The following is a 19,354-nucleotide window of genomic DNA, read 5'->3' on the forward strand; positions in this document are numbered from 1 at the left end:
CTTATTTCTTCTTGGTTTCTTTGATCGTGATCTTTTCGTCCGCATAGCGGATGCCCTTGCCCTTGTAAGGCTCTGGCGGACGAACAGCACGAACTTCAGCGGCGATTTGACCCACACGCTGACGGTCGGCACCCTTGATCAGGATTTCGGTCGGGGTGGGTGTCGCAACCGTGATGCCAGCGGGCATGTCAAAGTTGACGGGGTGCGAATAACCCACAGCCAGATTCAGCTTGGCACCGCTTGCCTGGGCTTTGTAACCCACGCCAACCAGGCTCAGCTTCTTCTCGAAACCCTTGGTCACACCGACCACCATGTTGTTCACCAATTGGCGCATGGTGCCGGACATGGCATCGGCTTCGCGGGACTCATTGGCCGCCTTGAAGCTCAGCTTGCCAGCGTCACTGGCCACCGTCACCAGGGGGTTCAGTGTCAATTGCAAAGTACCGCCTGTACCCTTGATACTGATTTGGCTGCCTTGAATAGAGACATCCACACCAGCGGGGACAGTAACGGGAAGTTTACCTACACGGGACATTTGTATTTCTCCTCAATGTAGCGTTAAGCGACGTAGCACAGCACTTCGCCACCGACACCGGTAGCGCGCGCTTTGCGATCTGTCATCACGCCCTTGGGCGTCGTCACGATGGCAACACCGAGGCCGTTTTGGACCTGGGGGATGGAATCGCTACCGCGGTAAACACGCAGACCAGGACGGCTGACGCGCTCGATACGCTCAATCACAGGCTTGCCTGCGTAATACTTCAAGGCGATCTCCAGCTCGGACTTGCCTTCAGCTGTAGAAACCTTGAAATTGTCGATATAACCTTCGTCTTTCAACACTTGGGCAATCGCAACCTTCACTTTGGAAGAAGGCACGGAAACGGTTGTCTTGGCAACCATTTGTGCATTGCGGATGCGTGTCAACAGGTCGGCGATGGGATCACTCATGCTCATGTTCAGTTCTCCTATCGCTTACCAGCTGGCCTTGACAACACCGGGGATTTCACCGGCGAAGGCCATTTCACGAATCTTGGCGCGACCCAGGCCGAAATGCTGGAACGTGCCACGGGGACGTCCAGTGATGGCGCAACGGTTACGCTGACGGGTTGGGTTGGCATTGCGGGGGAGCTTCTGCAGCGCCAGACGGGCGGCAGCACGCTCTTCTTCGGTACGCTTTGCGTCACCGGCAATTGCCTTGAATTCTGCGTATTTCTTGGCGTACTTGGCAGCCAATTGATCACGCTTCAGCTCACGCTGGATTAAAGCCATTTTAGCCACAGGTCACCTCAGTTCTTGAACGGGAAACGGAAGCCAGCGAGGAGCGCCTTGCACTCTTCGTCGGTCTTAGCCGTCGTGGTGATGCTGATATTGAGGCCACGCAAGGCATCCACCTTGTCATATTCAATCTCAGGGAAAATGATCTGCTCTTTGACGCCGATGTTGTAGTTACCACGGCCATCAAACGCGCGACCAGAAATACCACGGAAGTCACGCACGCGGGGCAGAGCCACGGTCACGAAACGGTCCAGGAATTCATACATTTGCACACCGCGCAAGGTCACCATGCAGCCGATCGCCTGGTCTTCACGGATCTTGAAGCCCGCGATCGCCTTCTTGGACTTGGTCACCACAGGCTTTTGGCCAGCAATCTTAGTCAGGTCGCTGACCGCATGGTCCATGACCTTCTTGTCGGCGACGGCTTCGCTCACACCCATGTTCAAGGTGATCTTGGTCAGACGCGGCACTTGCATGGGCGAGGTGTAGCCAAACTTGGCCTTCAACTCGGGCGCCACTTTTTCGCGGTAATGTTGTTGCAGACGTGCCATGTTTATGCCACCTTGATTTCTTCGCCGCTGGACTTGAAGACGCGTGTGCGCGTACCGTCAGCCAACACCTTGATACCTACACGGTCCGCCTTGCCAGTTGCAGCATTGAAAATTGCCACATTGGACTGGTGGATGGGCATTGTCTTTTCAACAATACCGCCAACCGCACCCTTCATAGGGTTGGGCTTGGTGTGTTTCTTCACCAAGTTAACACCCTCGACAACCAGATGGGAGTCATCTTTGCGCAGGGACACAGTCCCGCGCTTACCCTTATCGCGACCAGCGATAACAATGACTTCATCGCCCTTGCGAATCTTATTCATGGCGCGTCCTTACAAAACTTCAGGAGCCAGAGACACGATCTTCATGAACTTCTCGGTACGCAGTTCACGCGTAACGGGTCCAAAGATGCGGGTGCCGATGGGCTCCAGCTTGGCGTTGAGCAGCACTGCTGCATTGCCATCAAACTTCACCAAAGAACCGTCGCCGCGACGGATACCCTTGGCAGTACGAACCACCACCGCACTATAGACTTCGCCTTTTTTGACGCGTCCGCGGGGAGCTGCTTCTTTGATGCTCACTTTGATGATGTCACCGACGCTGGCGTAGCGACGCTTGGATCCGCCGAGCACCTTGATGCACAGCACGGACTTCGCGCCGGTGTTGTCAGCGACTTCTAGTCGAGATTCAGTTTGGATCATTTCAATATTCCCAACTTGCACTGGTGAATCCGCGCCCACCAGATCTCTGGCAAACACCGACACCGAGTCAGTCTTGGGCCCGCTGTACTTGACGCGAACCACTCGCGCCACATCCATTTGGGCAGAAACTTCTGCTTTTTCAAGCGAAGCCCGCTAGTTTGCCACAGCGTTTTTACTTTGTCAAAGCTTTTTTGTGGATTGTTGCAAGAAAATCAGCCTTGCGGGCCATGCCGACCAAGTGCGCTGCGACAATACCTGCTCTGCAAGGCCCCTCTTCCCTTCTTTTATATAAGAGACCGGCTTGTGTCCCAGCTCCCGGAGAATCCGTCCATGCGTGAACACCACATCGCCTTTATCGGCGGCGGCAATATGGCCACCGCCATGATCAGCGGGCTGCTGAAGCAGGGCTTTCCCGCCGCCCAAATCGATGTGGTGGAGCCTGTTGCCGAGGCCCGTGAACGCCTGCAGTCGCAAATGGGCGTTCAGTCCCATGCCCAGGCCGACGCCTTTTTGAAGAAGGCCAGCATGGTTCTGTGGGCGGTCAAACCCCAGTCCTTCAAGGAAGCCGCGCTGCAAACCCGGTTTTACACCCACGAGGCCCTGCACATCAGTGTGGCTGCCGGCATTGCCAGCGACAGCATCGCCAAATGGCTGGGCAATGAGCGCGTGATACGGACCATGCCCAATACCCCGGCCCTGATCGGCAAGGGTATTACCGGCCTGTTTGCCCGCCCTGCCGTGACGGACGCCGACCGCCAGCACGCCGAGCGCGTGGTATCGGGCATGGGCCAATTCCTGTGGCTGTCCAATGAGAGCCTGTTGGACGCCGTGACCGCCATTTCGGGCTCAGGCCCGGCTTACATGTTCTATTTCATGGAGGCTATGACCGCAGCCGGTGCCGACATGGGCCTGGAACGGGAACAGGCCTATCAATTGGCCGTCGCCACCTTCATAGGCGCCGGAGAGCTGGCCCAGTCCAGCCACGAACCCCCGGAAATCCTGCGCCAGCGGGTTACCTCCAAGGGTGGAACCACGCATGCAGCGATCACCTCCATGGACGACAGCCACATCAAGGACGCTTTTGCCAAGGCGCTGCACGCGGCGCACCGGCGTGCCCAGGAGATGGGTAAGGAATTCGGCGAGGCCTAATTGGCTATTTAGGCGGTAGCCCTCGCAAAATCTGCGTGAGCCGCTCCGCTATTGATAGCAAAATGAAGGCTCCCCGCTAACTACTGAGATTCTCCATCGGAAAGCGTGCCTCTAGCGCGTCACTGGGCAGCGGCTCGCTGAGCAGATACCCCTGGATGCAATCGCAGTGCAGGTCTGCCAGAAATTGGCGCTGCTCCTCGGTCTCCACCCCCTCCGCTACAACCTTGAGGCGCAGATTGTGGGCCAGGGAAATGATCCCCGACACAATGGATGCGTCGTCCACGTTCTTCGCCATGTCGCGGGTAAAGGCACGGTCGATCTTCAGCACGTCGACCGGGAACCGCTTAAGGTAGGCAAGCGAGGAATAGCCGGTGCCGAAATCGTCAATGGCCAGTTCCACGCCGGTGGCCTTGATGGCGCGCAGCAGCAGCAGTGTTTCTTCGGCATGCGCCATCAGCATGCTCTCGGTGATTTCCAGCGTCAGCCGCCGCGGATCCACGCCTGTATCCCGCAGGGCCGTGCGCAAGGTATCGATAAAGTCGACCTGCTGCAGTTGCAGGCCAGACAGATTAACAGTCACATACAGGCCCGTTGAGCCGGCGTCGTGCCACTTCTTCAACTGCCGGCAGGCCGCCCGCAGCACCGCTTCGCCAATGGGGATGATCAACCCGGTTTCTTCGGCCAGGGGAATGAACTCCAGCGGCGAGACCAGACCGCGGGACGGGTGGCTCCAGCGCGCCAGCGCCTCCATACCGACGATGCGGCAGTCGGACGCATTGGCAATCGGTTGAAAGTACACGACGATCTCGTTGCGCTCCAGGGCGCGGCGCAAGGCGCCCTCAAAGCGCAAATGCTCGCTGGCCGAGGCCTCCATGTCCTCCTCGAAGAACTGGAAACCGCTGCTCTTCTTCTTGGCCCGGTACATGGCCGTGTCCGCATGGCGCAGCAGCGTGCTGGAATCAACCCCGTTGGTGGGGAACACCGCGATGCCGATGCTGGCCGACACCACGAGGTCATGTCCATCGATCTCAAACGGTGCGGTCACGGCATGGCAGATTTTTTGCGCGGTGCCAGAGGCTACGCCCACGTTGGGCAGGTCATCGATGACGATGGCGAACTCGTCACCGCCCAGGCGCGCCACGCAATCGCTGCCCCGCACACAGCCGCGTATGCGCGCGGACACGCTTTTGAGCAGTTTGTCGCCGATCTCGTGGCCCAGCGTGTCATTGACGAATTTGAAGCGGTCCAGGTCCAGGTACAGCAGGGCCAAGGATTTGGCCATGGGCTGCGCCCGCTCGATGCAACGGCTGAGGTGGTCGTTGAACAGCGTCCGGTTGGGCAGGCCCGTCAGAGAGTCGTTGTATGCCAAATGGCGCACATGGCGCTCTGCGCGGGTTGCATCCACCAGGCGCCGCACGCGCTGGTTGACCACCGCCAAATGGATGGGCTTGGGTATGTAATCGCTGGCACCGGCGGCAAAGGCGCGCTCAATCGAGGCGCTGTCTTCCAGCGCGGTAATCATCAGTATCGGGATTTGCCGCCACTCGGGAGATTCTTGTAGGCGCGCGCAGGCGGTGAAGCCATCCATGACCGGCATCAAGGCGTCCATCAGGATCACATCCGGCCGCATGCGCTGCACCTCGGCCTCTACCTCGCTACCATCCGCGGCCTCTGTCACCACAAAGCCGCTGCGCTGCAAGGCCGCGCGCAGGGCCGACCGGGTGCTGCGGTCATCATCCACGATCAACACCAGCGCCTCCCCCACCACGGGCAGGGGCGCCAGACTGTCGGCCTCGCGCTCCAACTCACTGTGCAAGGCCTGCTCCACCACCGCATATTCGGCCCGCAGGCGCGGCATCAGGCGTCCTGCCGCATCCACTTGGTCACTCTCGGCCAGCGACTCGATGTTCTTGGCCAACGCGGCCAGCTCCAGCGCGCCGAAATTCCAGGCCGCACCTTTGATGGCATGGGCCACGCGGCGCAAAGTCTCATGCTCCTCGACCACGACGGCCGCTGCCAATTCGTCCAGGTAGCTGGGCATATCCTCCAGGAAGGGGCGAATCGCCTGCCCCATCGCACCGCCAAGCGCCTCGCGCAGGCGTGCCAGCACCGCCTGGTCGATCGGTCCCTCCACCGCGGGCGCATCGCCCACGCCCGGCTGGGCACCCTGCGCGGACGCCGGCACGGCGATCTCCAGGCCACCCAGCCAGCGCTGCAGGCGCGCAGTCAAATTGCCCAGCGTCAGGGGTTTTGACAGGTGGTCGTCCATGCCGGCCGACAGGCATTTTTCAATATCGGTGGGCTGGGTGTTGGCCGTCATCGCCACAATGGGCACGCGGCGTCCGCTGTCGGCCTCCAGCCCCCGTACCACGGCGGTCGCTTGGTAGCCATCCATCTCCGGCATATTGCAATCCATCAGGATCAGGTCCCAGGGCTTGCGCTTGAAGGCCTGGATGGCGATACGGCCATTCGCGGCCACTTCCGACTTGCAACCCAGCATTTCCAGCATGCCGCTGGCGATGGTCTGGCTGGTGCGGTTGTCCTCCACCACCAGAATCTGTGGCAGGCGCTTGCGCACCGCGGGTGCAAAGCGTTGCAACTCGCTGGCCATGCCCATGGCCGCGCCTATGCACTCCAGCAGGCGCTCCAGGCGCAAGGGCTTTGCCAGGTAAGCGTCGGCGGCCGGAGTCACAGCCGGGCTTTCGTCGCCATAGCGCCGCATCAGCACCAGGCGGGGTTGCGCATGCATGGACTGGCTGCGCATATCGCGCAGGGTTTGCCCGCCCGCCGTGGCCATTTGCAAATCGACCAGTAACAGACCAAAAGGCACCCCATCCACCTGGGCTTGCGACACGGCCTGCTGGGCCTGCACCAGACCGGCCACCGCCTGGCATTCGTAGCCCACGGCCGACAGTGATTGCTGCGCAAACTGGCGTACGGTGGCGCTCTCGTCCACAACCAGCACCCGCCCGGTGCGCGCCGCGCTCATGGCCAGGGCTGGCGGGCTGCTACCCAGTTGCAACGGCACGACAAACCAGAACGTGCTGCCAACGCCCTCGGTACTGTCGACGCCAATTTCCCCGCCCATCAGCGTGCACAGCTGCTTGCAGATGGACAGGCCCAACCCCGAGCCATCATGGCGGCGCGTGGAAGAGGTATCTGCCTGTGTGAAGGCATCGAAAATGCCGGCCTTGGCATCCTGCGCCACACCCACGCCACTGTCGGTGACAGCGATGCGCAGCATCCCCTGCTTGCCAAACGGGCCAACGGCCGACACGCGCACGGCCACCTCGCCGCGTTCGGTGAATTTGATCGCATTGCCCACCAGGTTGAGCAACACCTGGCGCAGCCGCCGCGCATCGCCACGCAGGCAAATCGGCACGCCGGGGTCTACCACGTACGCTATCTCCAGGCCTTTGTGGCCGGACTGGGGCACGACCAACTCAATCGTCTGTTCGCACAGCCGGGCGATTTCAAAGTCGGCATCGGCCAACTGCAGCTTGCCCGCCTCCAGCGACGAAAAATCAAGAATGTTGTTGATCAGGTCCAGCAGGTACTGCGAAGAGTCCCAGGCCAGGCTGACATAGCTGCGCGCCATGGGCGGCAATGGCGAAGCACGCAGCATGTCCAGGGTACCCACCACACCATTGAGCGGCGTGCGCAGTTCATGGCTCATGGTCGCTGCGAACTCGGCCTTCAGATGGGCCAGGCGCAGGGCTTCTTCACTGGCCAGGCGCAAGGCCTGCTCCCGTTCATCCAGCACGTGCATCATGCTGTTGAAGGCATGCGCCATATTGGCAATGTCGCGTGGCCCCGTCAGCTGTGCCCGCACCCCGGATTCGCCTTGCTCGGCCCGCCCCATGGTCTCTGCCAATTGCACCAGGGGTTGGGTCATGCGCCGCGTCAGCGCGCGCGTCGTCAGCAAAAAGAACACGGCAAACGACAGCGCAATGGCCATGTTCAGCGCAAACAGCGTCAGCAGTGCTGTGCCCAGGGACGCCTTGGACAACACCACCCGCACGTAGCCAATGGTCTGCGGCCGAGCCACCTCCGCTTCAAATGGCGAGCTAGTAGGCCCAATACGCACTGGCGCCACAAAGTGCCAGGCCTCGCTGTCCTCGGACTCCAGAAACGCAGACACCGCGCCGGACAAGCCCATGGGCGGTAACTCATCCCCGGGCGTCAACGGTGCCCCGCCGGCACCGTGGGCAGTCAACAAGCGGCCATCAGCGCGCCGCACATCCACACGGTCCACATCGGGAAAGGCCAGGACGCCGGAAACGGCGTCGGCAATGTTTTCACCGGCATCCGACAGCAGCGCCAAGCGCGCCTGGCGTGCCAGGCTGTCCGCCAACCGCTGCCCCTGCAGTTGCCTGTTTTGCCGGATGTCCCGGCTGCTTTGCCACGAGATCACCAAGGACGACAGCAGGGCCAGCAGTAACACGCCCGCCGCGACCATGATCGAGAGCTGCTGGCGAAAGGTCGTCCGGCGCAGCAGCGAGAGGACTGGGTTACGAGGGTGCATGGACATAGAGACGGGTCAGCGAACGGGGAATACGAGATCGAAAGCCTGCTGGCGGGACGACAACTGCAAACCCAGGTGACTGGCCGTGCGGATGTTGACCGCCAAAAGCGCATCCTTCATTGGCACCACGGGTGCTGCGCTGCCCACCGGCAGGCTCAAGGCCGATACGGCGAGTTGGCGCCCCAGCGCCAGGTTGTTGGGGTACAGCGAGAACAGCGCACCGCGCTTGACATGGCTCACATTGCTGGAAAAGACCGCCAAATTGCGGTTCCATGCGTTCTCCAATATCAGCGGCAGCACCGAAGACTCCTCCACCGCCGTAGAGTCCTGGGGCAGCCATAGCGCGTCCTTTTTGGGATCTGCCGCGGTCAGCACTTCCTGGTAGACCCGGACTGCGTTTTTCAGGTCCGCCACCTCAATAGCCTGCAACTCCAGCCCCAGGCTGCGGGCCGCGTCGCGGGCCAGGCGCACCAACCACGCGTTCTGCTTGGGGTCAAAGACCACGGTGATCCGCCGCACCTCCGGCATGAAGTGTTTGAGCCGCTCGAACAAGACCCTCGGGTCCGGCGCCAGGCTGACGGTCGGGAAACTACGACCGTCCCCGGTGGGCGGAGAGACCACGCCGCCGGCCAGCACGGCAAACTCCGCGTCCAGGCTGGACGCGGCCTTCATGCCCTGGCGCCCCAGCGCAATGACCACCTTGATGTCTTGGCGTTTCAATTGGGCGACAACATCCTGCCCCGACTGCGCACCGCCGACCGCATAGCTCGTGACCGAGGTGCCCAGTTGCGCTTCTATACCTTCAATGATCTTCGCAAAGATGCTGCGGTAGGGCTCTTCCAGGTCAGGGTACAGAACCGCAATGTTGCCACTGTCTACTGCCGGCGCACTCTTGCTGCGTTCGGCCCGCACCGAGGGGGTAGAGGCTGGGTCGGCGGACAGCGCCACCGCAGGCCAGACCAAGCACAGGGCCAGCAGCGCAGCAGGGGGGCTGGCGTGAATCTTCACGCCCTTTCCCGCAGGGATGCGTGCGGCCAGATCTTCACAATCGGTACACCGCCTGCGCATAGGCCGACATCGGCGCCATGGGCAGATCATTGGGAATAGCGGTGCCCGGCGCAACGCTGGGCTCACGCACATCGGCGTTGAACAGATTACGCACCCCCAGGCTGAAGCTCCACTGTCGCCGCTTGCTTGCCGAGGTGCTGATATTCAGGTCCACCGTCGTGTAGTCGGCTATGTTGGGCCGCAGGTCACCGGCGGCCCGTCGGCGGTCGGCAACCCAATTGAGCTGCGCGCCCAGCACCCAGTCGTTGGCAATGTGCCAATCCAGCCGCGTGTAGACGTGGTTGTGCGGTGCATAACCGGCATCCGTGTGGGTGGACTCGTCTATGGAGCTTTGCCACGAGTAGGCACCGGTCAGGCGCACACTGCGGTTGATGTCCCACACGCCCTCCAACTCCCCACCGTCCCCGTATTGGGAGCCGGTATTGAAGTAAGTGCCGCCCACGGTGCGGATGATGTCCTTCATGTCGTAGTGGAACAGGCTGACGTTCACCTGCAGATCGCGCCGCGCTTGCCAGCTCACCGCCGCTTCCACCGTAGCGACCGACTCCGGCCGCAGCGCAGCATTGCCCAGCGCCACCGGATTGGTGATGCCATACACCTCCACAAAGGAAGGCGCACGGAAGGCCCGCCCTGCCATCAACTTGGCGGTGACGTCCAGGGACGCATCCCAAACCAGGGCCAAACGGGGGTTCGTGGTACCTCCAAAGTCCGAGTAGTAATCGCGGCGCAAGCCCGCGGTCAAGGCCCAGTCCTTGGCAAAACCCCATTCGTCCTGCACGTAGGCGTAGTCCACCAGGCGTTTGTGGGGAAACACGAAGGGGTTGCTGTTGCTGAAGTCCACCAGCGCACCGCCGGCCACGGGTATCAAGGCACCGGTGGGCGAGTAGTTGAAGTTTCTAACCTCCGCCGTCTTGTAGAGGTCCAGATCATCGTGACCCAGGCCCAGGCGGATGCTGTGCTGCGCAAACCCCGAATAGGTCACAAAACTCGACAGCCGGATTTGCCGCTCCCAGGTTTCCGGTCCACCGAAGAACCCATTGGCCGACACGCCACCGCCAATATTGGCGCCCGGGGGGAACAACTGAAACGCGCGGGGAATGATCTGCGCGTAGTGCAAATAACTGGCGACAAAGCCAACGCCCCAATCCTGCGCGAACTGCGGATCGGTCCAGGACACATCGGCCGTGATGCGTTCGCTCTTTTGTTGACCCACCGGGTCCAGCGCGGACGCGATACCGGCCCCCACGCCCACGTTGTTGCGCAGCTTGTAGCCCGCATGCGCCCGCCACTTGTCCAACCCCAGGTCCAGGTTGCCATCCACGGCCTCATAGCCCGTGCGCACCGGGCCGGGGGCCAGGCTGGCGCGGGTGCCGAAGATTTTGTCAAACCGGGTTTGCGCGTCGGCGGCAATGGTTTCCTGAAAGCCGTCACTGCTACCTACGCGCAGATACCCGGCCACATCCACCGCCCCCATCTTGCCGCCGTGCTGCACCCACGCGTTCTTGGTCGCGAACGATCCCACGCGCAGACCGGCCTCGGTTCCCTGCGTTTCCGCTGCGGATTTGGTGATGATATTGATGACCCCCGAGAAAGCGTCAGCCCCGTACAGCGCGGAGCCGGGTCCACGGATGACCTCAATGCGGGCGATGTGCTCCACCGGGTAGCCACCCCACAGATTGCCCTTGTTCCCGACATACAGCGTGGTGATGGGCACCCCGTTCTGCATCACCAGGACCTGCGGCGTGAACTGGGTATAGACACCACGGATCACATACAGCGGCGCATAGACATTGGCACTGCGGCTGACGTGCACACCGGGCACCGTTTCCAGCACCTCGTCCAGGTCCGTGGCGCCCATGGCCGCAATGTCTTCGGCTGTGATCACGGTAGCCACCGCGGGTGCGCGGCGCAGGGACTGCTGGCTGCCGGTCGCGATGCTGACCGTGGCCTTGTCGCCATAGGACAGCAACAGCTCGTCCTCTTCAGCAACGGCGTTTTGTGCCAAGGCGGCCTGTGTGGGCAGAGCCAGGCTGGCAAGCAAGGTGAGTTGGCCAAGTCGCTTCATGATTCAAGTCCCCTTTGAATGTGCGCTCCAACTCCCCATGGTCTTTGGCCCCATTCTAGGGGCAGAAGTTGTGCGCAGACACGGCCCCTCATGTTGGCCAAACCCGTATTTCTACGCCCTCGTAGGTCACATCGGTGCAAGGCGTGGGGAACAGACTGCCCTGAGGCTTTTGGGCTGCCTCCACGATGCAAGGCGGCATGCCACCCAGCGTCTTCAGGATGTTGAACAGTTGGTACTGCTGGGGTGTAAAGCCCATGTCAGCCGCCAGCGCAGCGGTCAGCGCGGCATAGTTCATTTTCAGGAATGGCTTCTTCTCCGCCAGCAAAATCGCTTCGACCGCAAAGGCCAAGCGGTAGTGGCGCCCCTGGTCCATCTGCTGCGCCTGCACCAGGGCGATCAGGTGTGGCAAGCGCTCGTCCGTGGAATGGATGGGGCGCCCGTAACCGTAAATTCTGCGACAGGCCAACTCCTCATGCACAAAGGAGCGGATGTCTTGCCCACCCTCTTGGGCACGACCGGCCCGTAGGAAGAAGTCAATCGCGCGCAGGCCCGGGCCGCCCCCGTAGACACCTGCTTCGGTCACGGCAATGGCGGCCGACAAGCCCAGCACCGGGGCGCTGCGCGCACTGGCCGCCAGCGCACCGACCCGGTTGTTCCACAGACGCGTATCCGGGTAGCTGGTGAGTGTCCAGATGCCATGGAGCAGGGCAATCTCGGGCTGGGAAAAGCGCCGCCCGGTGATGCCGAATGCATACAGCTCCAGCCAATCGATGCCCTGCAGGTCGCCATGCAGATCGTGGCCGCGAAAGACGGCACGGCTGCCCGGCCAGCAGGCGCCGACCTGCGTGGTCAAGACCCCGACATGGTCTTGTAACTGCGTGGGACCTGTCATGGCACCTCCTGGCGGTGCAAAGGGTCGTCAGTCAAATTGACCGGGTAGAAGGGGAATTTTTTGACACCGTATTCCTGTTGCTCCAAGGCATGGGCGGCGGCCCCCGGCAGGCGCAACAACAGGTACAGCATTTCGCCTTGCTGGGGCGAGAAACCCAAATCGCCCAATGCAGCCGCCGCCACGCCCGCCATGGCCAATGGCAGGCCCAGCGCCGACTCCAGGGTGCTGCGGTGGCTGCGCAACCAGGCCAGGTTTGCAAAGGGGCCAAGGCCCGTCAACTGGTCCAGTGTTTGCAGCACGGTAGTTGCTGTGCTGATGCCGTGCGGGTCAAAGCCCGCCGGGTGCTCGGCCTGGGGCCAGATGTCCAGGCTGGGTGACTCCCATGCGGACGCCTGTTCTACCCAGGCCGCCGGGTCGTGGCCCGCCTGGTCCCAGATGTGCATGGCCTCCCGCACTTCGCGGGCGCCGCCGCAGCGCCCCGCGCCGACCGACAGCGCCGCCATCAGTGAGGCCGCCGCCGTGGAGCCTGCCACACCGCCGCACATGGCCGCATGCACCGCGGCATCGCGCGGCCCCGGGTTGGCCAATACCAGGGCCAGGGCATCCAGCAGATGGGTCTGCGCAGCGCTGGGCGCCTCGCCCCGGAACAGCAGGTACAGCATCTGCGCCCAGCGGGCCTGGCCCAGCATGTCGCCAAAGACATCGTAGCCGTGGCAGTAGGCGGCGCGCGTCGCAAAGGGATTGTCCGGCTCGGGCTCCTCGCGCCAGATGCGGGTGTGCAGGCTTTCCTTGGGTGGGGCCGTCATACGGCAGACCCCAGAGTCTTCATGCGCAGGCCCATGGGCGGCACCTCTTCGCCGTCGATGCGCACATCGAGCAGCGTGGGGCCCTTGCGCGAGAAGATGGCCTCCATGTCCAGCGCCTCCATGTCTTCGGGTGAGCGGATGATGAACCCCGGAATACCCATGGATTCGGCCTGCATGCGAAAGTCCACGGTCGGCAGCTCGAACGCCGTGGGCTCGGCGCCGGCCAAGCGCTGGCCATGCTTGACCATTCCCAGGGCGCCGTCATTGAGGATGACAAACACCACGGTCAGTTGCTCCACGGCCGCCACCGAAATCTCCTGGCCATTCATCAAATAGCTGCCGTCGCCGGTGATGCACACCACGGGACACCGGGGGTTGCCACGGGCGCACCCTATCGCCGCGCCAATGGCCCAGCCCATGGGCGCAAAGTCCATCAGCACGCGCAGCCAGCCGGCATCGCCCTTGCGGCGCTTGCCACCGTCGCTGCGCGCCGCATAGTCATGCTGACGGGCGACGCGCCGGTCGTGCGGCTGCAGGTAGTGGATGGCCCATGCGGTGCTATTGCCCGCGTCCGCAAAGAAGCGGGTTCGGGAGGGGCACAGGCGCGACAGCTCGCGCATCAGCCGTTGGGGTTTGATGGGGCTGTCGTTCGACACAAACTTGGCGGGCTCCTGCAGCATGTAGTCCGGGTTCTTCAGGCCCACCGGGGACGCAAGGGCGACTGGGGCCGCAGGCTGGACGGCACTGGAAACTGCGGGTTGCGCCAGCAAGGCAACCAGGCGCTCGCACACCGAGCGTATGCGGCCGCGCACATGCAGGCGCGCCATCGGCGAGCGCAACAAATGCTCTTCGGACGAGTCGATGTGCACCAGTCGCTGGTTCAACACCGCATGCGACCAGGCGCCGCTGGTCCATTCGCCCAGCGTGGTGCCAATGGCCAGTATCAGGTCAGGCTCGTCGTGCAAGAGCGTGTCGGCCGTGTGGTGCCCGGCAAAACCAAACACGCCGCGGTACAAGCGGTGGCGCGTGTTGATCAGGCCCTTGCCATCGGGCGAGGTGACAAAGCAGGCGTTCGTCATCTCCGCCAGTTGGATGATGGCCTCGATGGACTCGCCACAGCTATGCCCCCCTCCGATGAGGATGACCACGCGACGGGCTTGGCGGATCTCGTGGCACAGGGTCTGCACCAGCGCGTCGTCCACCAGCGCCGGGCGGTGCAGCAAGGAGCGCAGGTTGTAGGCCGGCACCATGCTGTGAATAGGAGTTCGCAATATGTCGACCGGGATGGACAGGTGCGACGGCCCGCGCGGTGCCTTGGACGCACGCGTCACAGCGTTGACCAGCTTGCTCTCCATCTGGTCGGCATGCGAGACCAGGGTGTCGTAACGCGTGCAATGCCGAAACATGCCCAGCGTATTGACGCCGGTGCAGGCCGACTCCTGCAGCGCCCGTTTGCCAAACGACGGTAAGGCAGGCTGACCGGTGATGGCCAGCATGGGGACGCCGTTGTCATAAGCGCAGGCCACGCCCGTCAGCAAGTTGGTCGCGCCCGGCCCGGATGTGGCGCAGCACACGCCGATCTTGCCGGTCTCTCGGGCGTAGCCATCGGCCATGAAGGCGGCGCCTGCTTCGTGGCGTGCCAGCACATGGCGCGGTCCACCACGGCGCGCACTGCGGGCCAGCGCGTTGTACAGGGGTTCGATGGCCCCTCCCGGTACGCCAAACACATACTCCACGCCCAACTGCTCAATGTAGGCGACGATAAGGTCGGCGACCTCCGGCGCAGCGGCAACGGGAGGGTTGCGCATAGGCGCGGTGTCTTCGAGCAAGGGACGCGCCAACTCCAAGCGGTCTTGCAACTCACTGTGATTCATACGGCTTGTTTCCAACGACGGGGGACGGATCCGCTTTTTTTGGCGCGGATTTGTAGTGCCGCAGCATCGCATCGAACGTTCAAAACCGCAACACATTCAGAGCCTGCAAAGGCGCTTTGTCGGCAAACACACCACAGTGGACCTGCGATCCGCGTGCCGGCTGTGCGATCCCGCACGGCATGCCGCCACGGAGCATCCCGCAGCCAGTCGTTTACAGAAAACTACCTGCTAGCCCTCGTGGAATATACACAGTACGCTCTTATTTTTATAGTGCCTGCCAAAAACCGGGGCGGCCATAATGCTGCTTCAGGAAGTCTATCCACAGGCGCACACGCAGTGGCAAGTGCTTACGTTGGGGGAACACGGCGTAGATGCCGTTGGGCGGCGCCGAGAACTCGTCGAGCAGCACGACCAGTTCACCCGCGGCGATCTCGGCCTGCACCTCCCAGGTGCTGCGCCAGGCAATGCCATAGCCCGCCAGGCACCAGTCGTGCAGCACCTGGCCGTCAGAACAATCCAGCGGCCCCACGGGTTTGAAATGGATGACTTCACGCGCCGCCGCCGACCCCACGCTGAAGGCCCAACCCCGCGTTTGCGATGCGTCACTGGACAGCGTCAGACAATCGAAGCGCGCCAGGTCCTGTGGATGCTGGGGCTTGCCATGGCGCTCCAGGTAGGCCGGCGTGGCCACGCACATGCGCCGGTTATCGGCCAGGCGCACGCTGACCAACGACGAGTCGGGCATGTCGCCCACCCGCACCGCGCAATCGTAGGCCTCGCCGGCAATGTCGACAACGCGGTCGCTGAGGTTCAGCGAGATCGTGACCTCGGGGTGCAGCTCGCGGAACTTGGGCACCAGCGGCGCGACGCGGCGTCGGCCAAAACCGGCCGGCGCGGTGATGCGCAAATGCCCGCTGGCCTTGACACCGCCGGCACTGACGCTAGCCTCAGCATTGGCCAGGTCGGCCAGCAAACGCTGGCAATCTTCCAGGAAGGCGCTGCCCTCGTGCGTCAGCGTGATGCGCCGCGTGGTGCGCAGCAGCAGCTTGACGCCCAGGCGCTCTTCCAAAGCGTCCAGGCGCCGGCCCATGATGGCGGGTGCCACGCCCTCGGCATGGGCGGCCGCAGTCAGACTACCGCGGGTGACGACGGCGACAAAGGACTCCAGTTGCTTGAGCTTGTCCATGATGACCTATGCCTTCCGATCCTCCAGGCGCACCACACCGGCGCTCTGCAATTGCGCAATGTCGGTATCGCTGTAGCCCAGACCCCGCAGAATCTCGGCGCCATGCTCGCCCAGGCGTGGCGGGCTCAGACGCAGGCCCGGCCGCTCGCCGCCCAGCGTGATGGGCAAGAGCGGCACCTGGGTGGCGCGGCCGTCGGGTAGCGTCATGGGTGCCAGGCCGCCGGTCTGCTGCAGGTGCGGGTCGTCAAACAGGTGCTGCGGATCAGTAATGGGGGCAAAGGGCAGGCCTACCTGCTCGAAGCGCTGCGAAAGCTCGGCGCGGTTGAACTGGGCCAGCCGCTGGCGCAGCTCGGGGATCAGCCAAGAGCGCGCCAGCACGCGGTCGTTGTTGGTGGTGACGCGGGGGTCGGCAAACAGGTCGGCATAACCGAAGGCTTCGCAAAAGGTCTTCCACTGCCCGTCCCCCACCACGGCCAGGAAGATTTGTTCTGCGTCTTTGACGCTGAACACGTCGTAAATGCCCCAGGGCGAAATGCGCTCGGGCATGGGCGCGGCGGCCTTGCCGGTCACCGCGAACTGCAGCATGTGCTGGGCCACCAGAAAGATGTTGTTCTCGAACAGTGCGCTCTGCACTTCCTGGCCCTTGCCGGTCTGGGCGCGCTGCATCAAGGCAGCCATGGCGCCGATGGCGCCAAACATGCCGCCCATGATGTCGTTGACGCTGGACCCCGCACGCAACGGGTCGCCGGGGCGCCCGGTCATGTAGGCCAGGCCGCCCATCATCTGCACCACTTCGTCCAGCGCGGTACGGTGGTCGTAGGGGCCGGGCAGAAAGCCCTTGTGGCTGACGTAGATCAGGCGCTCGTCCAACGGGGCCAGGCTGGCATAGTCCAGCCCTAGCTTTTGCATGGTCTCGGTCTTGAAGTTCTCGCTGACGATGTCGGCCGTGGCGATCAGGCGCAGCACGATCTCGCGGCCCTTGTCGCTCTTCAGGTCGATCGCAATACTCTTCTTGTTGCGGTTGAACAGTGGGTAGAAACCGGCTCCACTGCCCAGCAGCTTGCGCGTGCTGTCACCGGCCAGCGGCTCTACCTTGATGACCTCGGCCCCCAGGTCGCCCAGCACCATGCCGCAGGTGGGGCCCATGACCATGTGCGTGAACTCCACGACGCGAACGCCGGCAAGCGGCAGGTTTTTTGCTTGGGTTGGGGGCATGCACTACATCCTGATTTGTCACAAATCGTTTCCGATCTACCCCTATAGTAATCCGCAAGGGATTGAATGCGGATTGGCCCGCTAAGATTCCCACAGATACAACCGTCCAAGCCCCGCCCATGAGCTTTACCCTCACCGCCTGGCCCCAGCCCACCGACCAGCCACTGCCCACCACCGTGATGCAGGCGCAGGCCCAACTTGACGCCCTGTGGGAGACGCAAGGCGCCGCACCCGAGCCGCGCTTTCTGGCCCTGGCGCGTGCACTGGAGGCCCGCTTCCCCAGCACCGAGGACGGTGAAAGCGAACTGTATGACCACGGCCTGGACCTGATGGAGCGCAGCCCGGACACAGACCGCGCCTACAACATCGGCCTGTGGACGCGGGCCGAGCGCTTCACGATCGGCTTCAACCACCTGGTGGTGCAAGCCAACGACCTGGGCCTGCACGTCATGGACGGCCAGAATGGCGTGGCCTACCTGGCTAATGGCGAGGTGTTGACACTGAGGCCTAATAGCGCCGCGTCGCTGACCTGCCGCCTGGACGATGCCACCAGCCGCAAGGACTGGCGGGCTTCGTGGCTGGAATGCCGCCGCCTTGCGCCGCAACGCATGCCGGAGGCGCTGACCGTCTGGGCCCTGCTGGTCAGCCAGGGGCGCCAGGCAGCGCCCCACCCCGCTTTGGGCGCAGCCCTGGCCAAGCTCAGTGGCACCGACCCGCGCAATGACAAACGCGTGCAATGGTGCATAGCCAAAGTGCTGCCCTCCCAATTGGCGCAAGAAGCGCAATTGCTGGAGGGTCTGCGAGGCGCCAAGGATCTGGTGGCCTTTGTGGATGCAGAGTTGCAACGCGGTCCCACCACGGCTACGGCCGCCTCCGGTGGCACAGGCTCCGCCGCGCCGCATGCCGTGCCCGACGCCGCAACCGCCGAGGCTGCACAGGCCCTGGGCATAGACCCCGACCTGGTGGCACGCGCCGAGGCAGGCAGCGCGCAGGCGCAGTGCAAGCTGGCGCTGAAGTTCATGGAGGCGCCGGGCAAAGCAACACCCGCCATCAACAAGCTGATCCTGCTGTGGCTGGAGCGCGCCGCCGCACAGAATCAGAGCCTGGCCCAGGCCCTGCTGGGCGACGGGCTGCTGAGTGGATGGCGCGGCTTTCCAGTGGAGATGGAGCGCGGGTTGGCCTTGCTGGAGGCGTCTGCCGCGGCGGACGATGTCGACGGGTTGAATTACCTGGCGCAATACCTGTACCGAAAAAGCGTGCGCAACCGGCCGGGCGATGCCGATATCGAAAAGCTCAAGGACCCCACCAGCCTGCGCTACCAGGCCCGGGTGCCCCAGCTGCTGATGCGCGCCGCCACACTGGGCAGTGCGCGAGCCCTCTTCTACCTGGCTGTGCGCCTGTGGGACGAGATTGGCACGCCGCGCGACGATGTGGCCGCCAAGGCCGTGATGCAACTGGCTCGCACCCGGGCCGCCAAATACTGCGTGGAGCAGCCCGAGGTGCTGAAGCTGATGGAAGCCACGCCCGCCGACTCCAAAGAGGTGATGGCCCTGGCCCAGGAGCTGGGCCGCGACATCAAACAGTTGCCCGCCCTGCTGAATGCCCGCCACGCGACCTTGGCCCGTTCTACACCCATCGCTGCGGCTGCGACCGCATTGCCAGCGGCAGCGGCACCCACTCCCTCTCCGCGCCACCGCGCACCGCAGCCGGACGCAGACGATGACAGCCATTGGCAAGATACGCCCATGCAGCGCCCTGCTCTGCACATAGGCCACATCGCCTTGGGTTTGGGCGTGATCGGCTTTGTCGTGTGGCTGATGCTGATCACCTCACTGGGCAAGGGCAGTTTCAAGCCCATCGCTCTGGCCTTGGGCGCGGTGAGCGCCTTTGGCGTGTGGCGCTGCACAGCCGATCTGGACTGGGGTGGTTTGAAACGCGGCCTGCTGAGCGCCATGGCACTGGCACCCGGTGCGGGCTTTATCGTCTGCGTATCCGTACTGCTGCAGGTGGTGCGTGCCCGCACTTGATTACGCACTTATTTGTCACA

At 63.1% G+C, this 19,354-nt stretch carries 16 protein-coding genes; 2 read left to right on the top strand and 14 right to left on the bottom strand.

Annotation, left to right across the window (positions count from 1 at the left end; translation table 11 throughout):
* Position 1: 1 nt before the first annotated feature.
* From rplF to rplN, 6 genes are read right to left on the bottom strand one after another with little or no spacing between them, the layout of a single operon-like run.
* Positions 2-535: a 50S ribosomal protein L6 gene (rplF, locus tag AC07OO_RS08115; protein ID WP_495081537.1), complete on the bottom strand. Its 534-nt coding sequence runs from the start codon at positions 533-535 to the stop codon at positions 2-4.
* A 23-nt stretch (positions 536-558) separates the two neighbouring features.
* Positions 559-954 carry a 30S ribosomal protein S8 gene (gene rpsH / locus AC07OO_RS08120; RefSeq protein WP_495081538.1) on the bottom strand — a complete coding sequence of 132 codons (396 nt, stop codon included), beginning with the start codon at positions 952-954 and terminating at the stop codon, positions 559-561.
* 18 nt (positions 955-972) lie between these two features.
* Complete coding sequence (rpsN, locus tag AC07OO_RS08125) at positions 973-1,278, bottom strand: 30S ribosomal protein S14 (RefSeq protein WP_495081539.1); 306 nt, start codon at positions 1,276-1,278, stop codon at positions 973-975.
* 8 nt (positions 1,279-1,286) lie between these two features.
* Entirely contained in the window at positions 1,287-1,826 is a 540-nt protein-coding gene (gene rplE, locus AC07OO_RS08130) for a 50S ribosomal protein L5 (protein ID WP_495081540.1), read from the bottom strand.
* A gap of 2 nt (positions 1,827-1,828) precedes the next feature.
* Positions 1,829-2,149 (bottom strand): 50S ribosomal protein L24, encoded by a 321-nt coding sequence (gene rplX, locus AC07OO_RS08135; RefSeq protein WP_495081541.1) that lies wholly within the window; start codon positions 2,147-2,149, stop codon positions 1,829-1,831.
* Positions 2,150-2,158: 9 nt separating this feature from the next.
* Entirely contained in the window at positions 2,159-2,527 is a 369-nt protein-coding gene (gene rplN / locus AC07OO_RS08140; protein WP_007861702.1) for a 50S ribosomal protein L14, read from the bottom strand.
* Positions 2,528-2,857: 330 nt separating this feature from the next.
* On the opposite strand from rplN, the gene proC reads away from it, so the two are divergent.
* Entirely contained in the window at positions 2,858-3,676 is an 819-nt protein-coding gene (gene proC / locus AC07OO_RS08145; protein ID WP_495081542.1) for a pyrroline-5-carboxylate reductase, read from the top strand.
* A gap of 76 nt (positions 3,677-3,752) precedes the next feature.
* Here the strand turns inward: proC and AC07OO_RS08150 are convergent, their stop codons facing one another.
* From AC07OO_RS08150 to AC07OO_RS08185, 8 genes are all read right to left on the bottom strand, one after another.
* Positions 3,753-8,201, bottom strand: coding sequence for an EAL domain-containing protein (locus tag AC07OO_RS08150; RefSeq protein WP_495081543.1), 4,449 nt, complete (start codon positions 8,199-8,201; stop codon positions 3,753-3,755).
* A gap of 15 nt (positions 8,202-8,216) precedes the next feature.
* Positions 8,217-9,209: an ABC transporter substrate-binding protein gene (locus AC07OO_RS08155; RefSeq protein WP_495081544.1), complete on the bottom strand. Its 993-nt coding sequence runs from the start codon at positions 9,207-9,209 to the stop codon at positions 8,217-8,219.
* Between the two features lie 34 nt (positions 9,210-9,243).
* Positions 9,244-11,334 carry a TonB-dependent receptor plug domain-containing protein gene (locus tag AC07OO_RS08160; protein ID WP_495081545.1) on the bottom strand — a complete coding sequence of 697 codons (2,091 nt, stop codon included), beginning with the start codon at positions 11,332-11,334 and terminating at the stop codon, positions 9,244-9,246.
* 88 nt (positions 11,335-11,422) lie between these two features.
* The gene (locus tag AC07OO_RS08165; RefSeq protein WP_495081546.1) at positions 11,423-12,226 is read right to left on the bottom strand and encodes a citrate/2-methylcitrate synthase; all 804 of its coding nucleotides are present in this window, start codon (positions 12,224-12,226) and stop codon (positions 11,423-11,425) included.
* On the bottom strand, positions 12,223-13,032 hold the full coding sequence (locus AC07OO_RS08170; protein WP_495081547.1) for a citrate synthase family protein: 810 nt from the start codon (positions 13,030-13,032) through the stop codon (positions 12,223-12,225). The genes AC07OO_RS08165 and AC07OO_RS08170 overlap by 4 nt, the downstream gene beginning before the upstream one ends.
* Entirely contained in the window at positions 13,029-14,906 is a 1,878-nt protein-coding gene (locus AC07OO_RS08175) for a thiamine pyrophosphate-binding protein (protein WP_495081548.1), read from the bottom strand. Before AC07OO_RS08175 ends, AC07OO_RS08170 begins: the two co-directional genes overlap by 4 nt.
* 265 nt (positions 14,907-15,171) lie before the next feature.
* Positions 15,172-16,092 carry a LysR family transcriptional regulator gene (locus AC07OO_RS08180; RefSeq protein ID WP_495081549.1) on the bottom strand — a complete coding sequence of 307 codons (921 nt, stop codon included), beginning with the start codon at positions 16,090-16,092 and terminating at the stop codon, positions 15,172-15,174.
* Positions 16,093-16,098: 6 nt separating this feature from the next.
* Positions 16,099-17,307, bottom strand: a complete 1,209-nt coding sequence (locus AC07OO_RS08185; protein ID WP_495081550.1) for a CaiB/BaiF CoA transferase family protein — start codon at positions 17,305-17,307, stop codon at positions 16,099-16,101.
* A 119-nt stretch (positions 17,308-17,426) separates the two neighbouring features.
* Here AC07OO_RS08185 and AC07OO_RS08190 point away from each other — a divergent pair, with 119 nt between their 5' ends.
* Positions 17,427-19,334 carry a hypothetical protein gene (locus AC07OO_RS08190; protein ID WP_495081551.1) on the top strand — a complete coding sequence of 636 codons (1,908 nt, stop codon included), beginning with the start codon at positions 17,427-17,429 and terminating at the stop codon, positions 19,332-19,334.
* The last annotated feature ends 20 nt before the right edge of the window (positions 19,335-19,354 follow it).

This window comes from Rhodoferax sp. GW821-FHT07G04 (assembly GCF_059418585.1).